Source organism: Providencia sp. JGM181 (assembly GCF_018257375.1).
Lineage (GTDB): Bacteria > Pseudomonadota > Gammaproteobacteria > Enterobacterales > Enterobacteriaceae > Providencia > Providencia lanzhouensis.
In genome coordinates this window covers 1-9,854 of sequence record NZ_JAERJY010000137.1, presented here as the reverse complement: position 1 = coordinate 9,854, position 9,854 = coordinate 1, and the positions used below count along the sequence as shown (strand labels likewise).

General features: G+C 39.9%; 10 protein-coding genes. 7 read left to right on the top strand and 3 right to left on the bottom strand.

The window, feature by feature from the left end:
• The 3 genes from JK188_RS14595 to JK188_RS14585 all read left to right on the top strand — a co-directional run.
• A partial coding sequence (locus JK188_RS14595; RefSeq protein WP_211888659.1) for a surface lipoprotein assembly modifier occupies positions 1-996 on the top strand: 996 nt, incomplete at its 5' end.
• An 18-nt stretch (positions 997-1,014) separates the two neighbouring features.
• On the top strand, positions 1,015-4,047 hold the full coding sequence (locus JK188_RS14590; RefSeq protein ID WP_211885499.1) for a TonB-dependent receptor domain-containing protein: 3,033 nt from the start codon (positions 1,015-1,017) through the stop codon (positions 4,045-4,047).
• Between the two features lie 50 nt (positions 4,048-4,097).
• The gene (locus tag JK188_RS14585; protein WP_249215388.1) at positions 4,098-4,877 is read left to right on the top strand and encodes an energy transducer TonB; all 780 of its coding nucleotides are present in this window, start codon (positions 4,098-4,100) and stop codon (positions 4,875-4,877) included.
• Positions 4,878-4,949: 72 nt separating this feature from the next.
• On the opposite strand, the gene minE is transcribed toward JK188_RS14585, so the two are convergent.
• From minE to minC, 3 genes are read right to left on the bottom strand one after another with little or no spacing between them, the layout of a single operon-like run.
• Complete coding sequence (minE, locus tag JK188_RS14580; protein ID WP_036948203.1) at positions 4,950-5,246, bottom strand: cell division topological specificity factor MinE; 297 nt, start codon at positions 5,244-5,246, stop codon at positions 4,950-4,952.
• A gap of 3 nt (positions 5,247-5,249) precedes the next feature.
• The gene (gene minD / locus JK188_RS14575; protein WP_036948201.1) at positions 5,250-6,065 is read right to left on the bottom strand and encodes a septum site-determining protein MinD; all 816 of its coding nucleotides are present in this window, start codon (positions 6,063-6,065) and stop codon (positions 5,250-5,252) included.
• Positions 6,066-6,088: 23 nt separating this feature from the next.
• Entirely contained in the window at positions 6,089-6,814 is a 726-nt protein-coding gene (minC, locus tag JK188_RS14570) for a septum site-determining protein MinC (RefSeq protein ID WP_036948199.1), read from the bottom strand.
• A 129-nt stretch (positions 6,815-6,943) separates the two neighbouring features.
• Here minC and JK188_RS14565 point away from each other — a divergent pair, with 129 nt between their 5' ends.
• Genes JK188_RS14565 through JK188_RS14550 form a run of 4 tightly spaced genes read left to right on the top strand, consistent with a single transcriptional unit; the run spans position 6,944 to position 9,504 of the window.
• The gene (locus JK188_RS14565) at positions 6,944-7,213 is read left to right on the top strand and encodes a YcgL domain-containing protein (RefSeq protein WP_036948197.1); all 270 of its coding nucleotides are present in this window, start codon (positions 6,944-6,946) and stop codon (positions 7,211-7,213) included.
• Positions 7,214-7,262: 49 nt separating this feature from the next.
• Complete coding sequence (locus tag JK188_RS14560) at positions 7,263-8,366, top strand: lytic murein transglycosylase (protein WP_036948195.1); 1,104 nt, start codon at positions 7,263-7,265, stop codon at positions 8,364-8,366.
• 20 nt (positions 8,367-8,386) lie between these two features.
• Positions 8,387-9,043 (top strand): fumarylacetoacetate hydrolase family protein, encoded by a 657-nt coding sequence (locus tag JK188_RS14555; RefSeq protein WP_036948193.1) that lies wholly within the window; start codon positions 8,387-8,389, stop codon positions 9,041-9,043.
• A gap of 17 nt (positions 9,044-9,060) precedes the next feature.
• Positions 9,061-9,504, top strand: coding sequence for a YcgN family cysteine cluster protein (locus JK188_RS14550; protein ID WP_211886402.1), 444 nt, complete (start codon positions 9,061-9,063; stop codon positions 9,502-9,504).
• Positions 9,505-9,854: the final 350 nt, after the last annotated feature.

Here is a 9,854-nt window from a genome sequence, read left to right as displayed (position 1 = left end):
TATATAAAAAATAGTTATCACCGTGAAGCATTGATTTTATATAAAAAAATAAAAAATAAATATCGAGTAAACTTATCTGAAGAGCGAATAAAACAGATAGATAATGAAATTACAGCATTAGAAAATCGCGCGCATTGGCAGGGAAATTTCAATGCTGATGTAAAATATGACACAAACTATACCGAGGCTCATGGTAATGGTGAGCAGCAATGTAGTGCAATGTGGTGTATGCAAGGTAGCGAAATTAAATCCGGTTTGGTGTATGGCTTTTCAGGAAATGCCAATAAAGTCCTTTGGCAGAATCGAGGACATTCACTGTTGGCCAGCCTTGGTGGATACGTATGGGAATACCCACATCGCTCAGTAAAAAGGCGTTTTTCAAGTTATTCATCAGTAAGCTATCAGTATCTTTATGGGAATAAAAAGATCGCTTTTTCACCGATTGTAGATATTAATTGGCGAGGGCATTTGTTTGACCATTACAGTGTCGGCGCGAGCATTACAGGGGCATACTCCCCTAGTAATAAGCTTTATTTGCTATCCAATCTAACGTATAAAAATCAAGCTTTCTTTGGGAAACGAGTATCGCGATCAGGTTATGATATTAATTATAGTATAACGGCAATTTATTCGGTCAATCCACAATGGAGCTTATTTTCAAATTTATATGGTGGTAAAAACATTGAGCAATATAAAAGTGACAGTTATCAAGTGTCAGGGTTAACTGTGGGCTCAATCAATGTATTTAGCTCGAATAAGTTAGTCAATAAATTAACAAGTAGTAATCATACGTTTTTTGATTTTGACAGTGCACTTAATACAAAGCGACACGATGAGTCATGGGCGTTAAATAGCCAAATAACCCTATTAGGACACAAGTTTTTATCATTAACTCCAACACTCTATGTTAATTACAAATTCAATGATAGCAGTGCAAAAATAAGCTATTCCTATAATAAAAGCGAAGTGGGTTTAAATTTAAGTAAAACGTTTTAGTTCGTATTGAGATTTAGTATGAAAGTAACAGCAGTGGTGGCAATGAAAATTGCCACAGGGTTAACGATGGGTATCATTTCACTTTCGTCTTATGCCAGCTCAAGGGAACAGGTGGGCAATATACAGGTAAAAGATAGAACAGATACTATTAAGCTACGTGACCAAAAAGGTGCGGATGACCAATATGATAAAGATGAATCCAATATTTATATAAGTAAAGAAGCGGTAGAACGTTACAAAGGAACGAATCCCGCAGATGTTCTTAACCACGGTATTGGTGTGTATAGCGGGGATGCGCGCAATAGCGGTGCATTAGACCCGAATGTTCGCGGTATTCAAGGGCAAGGGCGCGTACCCGTCACAGTAGATGGTACAGAACAAGCCATCACAGTGTGGCGTGGCTACAACGGGGCTAATAACCGAAATTATGTAGACCCTAACATGATCAGTAGTATTACCGTAGTAAAAAGCCCAATGTTAGACCGTGATATTCGTACTTCAGTTGGTGGCGGCGTTGCGGTTAAGACTCTCAGTATTGATGATGTTGTGCCATTCGATGAACGCTTCGCAATAGATTTTAAATTAGAAACACGGACTAACTCAACCAAACCAAGAATTAATGAATTTACCCTTGGTACAGATTATCGTGATGATTCAGCTATCATGTATAGCTTAGGAAGCAAAGATAATTATCGAACTCGGATTTATTATCGAGATCCAAAAGCTTCAGTCGAGCCAGATCAACCGGGAAGTTCGAATTTTTTTAATTTAAAAGACAGTGCGGTACGAGTGGCGCTAGGATTACGCCAAGAAAAAGTTGATATACTGTTTGCCTATAGTCACCGAAATCAAGGTAACTACTTTGCTGGTCGCCACGGTGCAGACTATTTCCGAGAACCTATTATTACTACCGATATCGATAACTCCAAAAAAATGGTGGATCCCAATATTCCATTTGTTGCGAATGTGTACTTACCCACCAAAGAGGTGGGGAATGCCTCGAGTAATAGCGAAACTTTTCTGCAAAAAATAAATTTGCAACTTTCTGAATCACAAAAAATATCCCTTGGCTATGTGCATACAAAAAGCCATTACGGGGAAATTATGCCTTCACAAATTCGTTTTCATGATTTAGCGGGGGAAATTCCCCAGTGGCCCTTAGCTAATATAAGTCTAGGATCATTCTATGCTAACTATGATTTTAAATCTGAAAAGCAGCCGTGGGGTGATCTTCAAATGGGGTACTGGCTAACGAAAACGGATTTAAATTCGAATACTGCTGGTGGATTACCTAGGGAAGCGATGGAGTTAGATTGGTCAGTTAACAGTTTAAGCAGAAGAAATCCCAATATAGATGGCACATTAGTAGATGGAATTAAACTGAATCAAATCAATAATAGGCAAGGGCTAGTTTTATCTAATAAATTACAGTTTACTCCGAACTTTGATATGACTCTAATAGGGAATTTTATTAGAGAAGAGATTAACACTAATGACGATATATATGCACCAGATGCAACAATCGCTAAAAAAAATACATTTAGAGCTATTCCGCGAGAAGGTAAACGCCAAGAATTTAGTGGAGCAATAAAATTAGACTGGCGACCAACAAACTGGCTAAATGTAAATGCTGGTCTACAGTACCAAAACTATTGGTCACGAGATTTATTAAGGGAACGTCGATTAAAAGCGAAAGACTATAACTTCGCGATTCATCAAATTCCGCAAGCCATAAATTTCGAATATTCTCGAGTGCTCACTGAAGAGGAAGCGCATAAAGTGAGAGAGTATGTAGACAGCAAAGGACGCACTTTTGGCGGCTACAATGAAGTAGGGCTCTGGCCAGACAGTAGCATTGGCACTTCTAAAATAGAGTGGTTTGTTGCCGAAGCGTTATCACTGCCTAAACATTCCCTCAAAAGTGCGGAACACTATTCTACAATCCGTGAAGAGTATGAGGGATTTCGTATTACCGGATTCGACTATATTAAATGGCGAGTGGATGAAGATGGTAAGTTCACGACAGAGAATAACCCATTTTATAACGGGGAAATTGACCTTTCAGAAGAAGTGATTGACCCGATTAGCCAGAAAAAAGTAAAAGCAATCATAGCTTACCGTTCCTCGACTAAGGGATATGAATATATTTCAGTCAACGAGAACGAAAAGTATAAAAACCCCGGTAAGCGCATTAATTCTGCATGGAGCCCATCAATAGGAGGATCTGTCTACCTTTCAGAAAATGACCGTGTGTTTGCTCGTTATGCTGAAACCGTCAGAATGCCCAGCATTTTTGAAGATACGATTGGATTTTCAGGGGCTGGTGAAGGTTTCATAAGAGCACGTCCATTTAAACCAGAACGTAGTCATACCTTTGAAATCGGTTATGTACGTAATTTGCAAAGTTGGTTGAAAGCAGAAAATGCCGCCGATTTTAGAATCAATTATTACCATAATATTATTGATAATGCGTTTGATCGTGATGGTAATTTGGTCTTTTCACAAATGGATCAGCACCGAACGGCCGGATTAGAAGTGTTAGCTCGTTATGATAATGGACGCTTCTTTGGGGATTTAGGGGTTGATTTCCGATTAAAAAATGAAGTTTGCGATAATGCTTCTATGGCACACCTCGACCCAATCAATAAGTTTAATTCTTCCATCTGTACGGAAGGTGGCTTTCCATTAGGTTACCTTCGCACTCAGTTACAACCTAAATACAGTATTCACACTAATTTGGGAATGCGCTTCTTTAATGAAAGCTTGGAAGTCGGTGGGCGTATACGCTACCACGCCAAAACAGAAAATAAAGATGAAGCTAGCATGATTCACCGATTTGGACCTTTATATGCTCCTTTAAACAATAATCCGATGAGTTGGAATGCAGTATTTGTTACTGATGCCTATGTCACTTATCAAGTGAATAAGAACCTGTTAGTGGAATTGTTAGCCTCTAACGTATTAAACGAATATTACATTGACCCGCTGACACGTAGCATGATGCCAGCACCGGGGAGATCCCTTCGTTTAAGTGTGACCAGTCACTTCTAAGGCTCAGCCCCAGCAAAGCACATTTGCTGGGGCTGATTAGGAATATCGCCATGAATTATTTTCGAATTTATTATGGATTACCGCTTTCTGGCTTATTACACGGCACCATTATTTATTTCTGTTTTTTTGCATTCAATTCATTGTCATTCAAAATGACAGCACCGTTAATTTCGCCAGTAGTGACCGTCGCGTTAACCCAGTTTTTAGTTGAGCAACAAGTGAGCATCCCCCAAGAAAGCCAATCGGTAACTGGTGGTGAACTCAATGCCATTGAGGAATTTGAGTACGCGAACATCAAGGTCAGTAAGCAGCGTAACCAGCAAGATAATGCCTCAAATACCGTCGCTGAAAAAACACCTAAAGAAGTGAAATCTGAAAAACGTAGTTCTGTAAAAAATAAGGCTAAGCCGGAAGAAAAAACCAAGAAAGAAAGCCTTCGAGATGATTTGCAAACCCAAAGAGCTAAAGAAGGAGAAAACACAGCAAATTCTTTAGCCGCAGGGCAGCGAGGTGATCTCTCCCATTTTTCTGATGGTGAAAATAGCATCAATGCCAAACAGCGCTATTTAGACCAGATCAAACGGGAAATTGATAGGCATAAACAGTACCCGCGAAGAGCACGCAAAATGCGTATGCAAGGGGATATTCAAGTTCAGTTTGATGTCACAGAGAAAGGTGAGTTGGTCAATGCAAAAGTGGTGGATTCAGAAAAGAGCCAATTTTTCGAGCAGGCAATATTGGATGCGATTAAGCGTTGCAAGCCACTCGGTAAGCCACCTGAAAGCATGAATAGAAAAATGACATTAGAAATTAACTTCAGATTAGACTAATACTGAAATCAACAACAAAATCAAGCCGCTATGGCGTTATTTAATATAGCGATATAGCGGCATTGTACAATATTACTGTTCTGCGGGTTTTGCTTCTTTGACGTCTTTACCTTCTTCCGCTTCAGGAAGGGTGACGTTTAATTCGAGAACAGAAATATCATCATCTTTTTGTTCAAATTGTACGGATAACATTTCTGGGTCAACTTGAACATACTTGCAAATAACTTGCAAAATATCTCGCTTCATATCAGCAAGATAAGCTGGCTCACTATCACCGCGGCGACGTTCAGCAACGATGATCTGCAGTCGCTCTTTTGCGATATTTGCTGTCGTCTTTTTTCTCGACAGAAAGAAATCCAATAAAGCCATTATTTATCCCCCAAATAGACGCTTTAAGAAGCCTTTTTTCTCTTCTTCAATGAAACGCATAGGGCGATCTTCACCTAAAATACGTTCTACACAGTCGCTATATGCTTGTCCTGCTTCAGAGTCAGAGTCCAGAATGACAGGTTCACCTTGGTTAGATGAACGTAAAACAGACTGATCTTCTGGGATCACACCAACTAATGGAATGCACAGAATTTCCAAAACGTCTTCCATACTCAGCATATCACCACGAGTCACTCGACCTGGGTTATAGCGGGTTAACAATAAACGTTCTTTAATTGGGTCTTGACCTTGTTCTGCACGGCGTGATTTAGAGGATAAAATTCCTAAAATACGGTCTGAGTCACGAACAGAAGAGACTTCTGGGTTAGTTGTGATAATGGCTTCATCAGCAAAGTACAGTGCCATTAATGCACCACTTTCAATACCGGCAGGAGAGTCACAGATAATAAAGTCAAACGCCATTTCGTTGCTGAGTTCATCAAGAATTTTTTCAACACCTTCACGAGTCAGCGCGTCTTTATCACGAGTTTGTGATGCAGGAAGAATATAAAGGTTTTCAGTACGTTTATCTTTGATTAACGCCTGATTAAGAGTTGCATCACCTTGGATAACGTTAACGAAGTCATAGACTACTCGACGTTCACACCCCATGATTAGGTCAAGGTTACGCAGACCGATATCGAAATCGATAACTACGGTTTTCTTCCCTTTTTGAGCTAGGCCGGTAGCTATGGCCGCGCTTGAAGTGGTTTTACCAACGCCACCTTTACCAGAAGTAACAACAATTATGCGTGCCATGAATAATTCCTTGTAAATAAGGTCTAATTTAAGTATTCAATATTAAGTTTGTTATCAACTAAACAAAGTTTAGCTGCTTTGGCGAGAAATTCAGTAGGTATCTGATCACTCAGCCAATACTCGCCTGCAATGGACACTAGCTCTGCTTGCAAATGAGTACAATAAATCTGGCTTTCCATATCACCAGAGGCACCAGCAAGGGCACGACCTCTCATAACGCCATAGATATGAATATTACCATCTGCTAATAATTCTGCACCTGCACTAACATTACTTGTGACGATGAGATCACTATTTGGCGCATAAATACGCTGACCTGAACGAACAGGAGTATTGATTATACGGGTTTTGCGATAAGCAGATTCGATAGGAGCAGGTTGTGGGGCAATATCAGATTTTGCAAAAGTAACGTCATCCGTTGATGGCTCTGGCGCTTTTTTGCTTTTACCTTCAATAAGCACTGGCAAGCCCGCTTCATTGATCTTTTGTCTTAACAGTGGATCAGTACAACCGCTGACGCCCACAATTCGAAGACCAGCAGAAACAATCGCTTTGTGGATACTGTACATATCCGCATGGTGAGTTAATTCTGCAACATTAATAACAACTGGGGCATTTTTAAGAAAATCAGGAGCCTGATTGACCTTGTCTTGCAGCGCTTTTTTGATGAGTTTAGGCTCTTCACTGTGTAAGTGAATGACTGAAAGAGTAAAACTGCTGCCTTTAAGTTCTATTGGCGATTGTGGCATCTATCTAGACTCAGCAAATTAAAATTTCCGAAACAATCCTCGGGTGAAGATACTCAGTAAAACAATAGCATGTTATAGTTACTGCATACTTCAAGCAAGCTTACGAACCAAGAAAAAGAGTTAAATATAATGATTTGTGCAATTTATAGAAGCCCGAACCGTGATCAAACTTATTTATATGTCGAAAAGAAAGATGACTTTTCACGCGTACCAGAAGAACTCCTGAAGCAATTTGGCAAACCACAGTTTTCAATGTTAATTTCATTGGATAAACGTGAAAAGCTAGCAAATGCGGACATTGAGCGAGTTCGAGCTGATCTTCAAGACGTTGGCTACTACTTGCAATTTCCACCTCCGGTTGAAAATTTACTTTCTGAATATCGCGAATTAAACGACTAAGACAATTTAGGATGATCCTTAAAAAGCCATTATCGTCAGGAGGATAAAAATGAAGCCAACGTTATTATATACCTTAGTCGCTGGTGTACTTTTAGCAAGTTGCAGTGCTCCGCAAACCCAAAAAGCTGCAACTCAAGCAAACGAAACTCGAATTCTGACAACGGCACAAGAAGCTGCGATTGAGAAAGAAGTTATCGCACTAGATAAAGCTTTTCCAATTGAACAACGTGAGCCTTCACAATTTCCTGCCTATGTGGAATTGCTGAAACAACATGCTGCGGCTCAAGGTATCAAACAGTCTACGATTGATCGTGGCTTTGCTAACATTTATTTCCTTGAACGTGTCGTAAAAGCGGATAAAGGGCAACCTGAAAAACGCGCAACAGTGACGTTAGCCAGCTATTTAAAAAATGTCTTACCACAATCTCGCATTAATGCGGGTGTTGAAAAGTACTATGAAAACCAAGCGGTATTGAACGCAATTAGCCAGAAATATGGTGTACCGCCACAGTACATTGTCTCTTTATGGGGACTCGAAAGTGGTTTTGGTCGTTCACAGGGTAAAGAAGATGTAATTTCAGCGCTTGCCACACTCTCTTTTGAAGGGCGTCGTGAAGCACTGTTTAGTAAGCAATTATTAGCAGCCTTGGAAATCATGGATAAAGGTTATATTCCTGAAGATCAGCAACTGAAAGGTTCATGGGCTGGGGCGATGGGGCAGAGCCAATTTATGCCAACGTCTTATTTATCCTATGCCGCAGATGGCGATGGTGACGGCAAAATGGACATTTGGAATAACAAAGCCGATGTCTTTGCTTCAGTTGCCAACTATTTATCCACGGAAGGATGGCAATCTGCATTACCATGGGGCTATCAAGTTTCACTACCTGCTGATTTTAACCGTAGCTTAGAAGGGGTTAAAACGGAACAAGGAAAAACCGTTCAGGAGTGGGAAAAATTAGGGGTTAAATTACCTGCATTTTCTCGACTATCGCCAGATTTAAAAACATGGGTGGTTATTCCTGATGACCCTGAAGGTCGAACGTTCTTAGTGACCCAAAACTTCCGCACGATTATGCATTGGAATCGTTCATATTATTTCGCATTAAGTGTTTGTATGATGGCGGATGGTATCGCTGCAAAAATACAATAACGATAATAGGAGTTACCGATATGTATCAACATCGCGACTGGCAAGGTGCTTTATTAGATTTCCCTGCCAATAAAGTAGTTTGTGTGGGCAGCAACTATGCCAAACATATTAAAGAAATGGGTTCAGCATTACCTGAAGAACCTGTCTTATTTATTAAACCGGAAACTGCACTGTGTGATGTGAACCAGCCAATTGTTATTCCTAAAGAATTAGGCTCGGTTCACCATGAAGTTGAGATGGCGATTTTGATCGGTATGCCTCTTAAAAATGCGGATGAAGATAGGGTTGCTCGTGCAATTGCCGGTTATGCAGTCGCACTTGATTTAACCTTAAGGGATTTACAGGCGAAATTTAAGAAAGCAGGGCAGCCATGGGAAAAAAGCAAAGCTTTTGATGGTTCATGTCCAATTTCAGGATTTATTCCCGTTAGTGGTACCAGTGACCTGCAAAATATGTCACTGAGTTTAGAAATCAACGGCGAGATTCGTCAGTCTGGCTCGACCCGTGATATGATCACGCCTGTTTTACCGCTCATTAGCTATATGTCCCGTTTCTTTACCCTACGTCCTGGAGACGTTATCTTAACCGGCACACCGGAAGGTGTGGGGCCATTGGCTTCTGGGGATATGTTAAAGCTAACGATTAATGATAATTCACTGACCACTAGAGTCATTTAAGTATAGGATTTTGCAGTATTATGTCTCAGTTTTTCTGGCAGGTTAAAACCTTAGATGAAATGACCGATGAAGAGTGGGAATCTCTCTGTGATGGATGTGGGCAATGCTGCTTGCATAAATTAATGGATGAAGACACCGATGAGATCTATTTCACTAATGTGGCTTGCAACCAGTTAAATATTAAAACCTGTCAGTGCAGACATTATGCAGATCGTTTCAAATATGAAGCGGATTGCATAAAACTGACTCGGGATAATCTGGAAACATTCGCTTGGTTACCAAGTACCTGTGCATACCGTTTGTTAATGGAAGAAAAGCCCCTTCCTGCGTGGCATCCATTGAAAACTGGTTCAAAAGCTGCAATGCATAATGAAGGTATTTCAGTTCGCCATATCGCAGTACGAGAAATTGATGTGGTAGAGTGGGAAGATCATATTATGAACCGACCAAACGACAGATAATGCATCACTAATCGACTCTTCTAAAAACCCGCTTCATTTACACTGAGCGGGTTTTTTATCCTTACGCCCTCATTAGATCCAACGCCATCAATTCGATTAAAAATGACAAATCGAACAAAAAATAACCACCATTAATCACCTGTCAAGATTTTTTATTACAAAGAAGATATTTGTACTTTGTGGAACCTATTGAAATAGATTACTTATAAATGAGAACAAACTTGGTTTATATTTAGTAATGTTCAAATGTTAAATATTCTTTAATAAAAAGTAGAGTGATATTTAAATAATATTCAGTCAGCCTAATTCACACACATGGTGATCTTAAGTGATATTTCATAGTATATTGA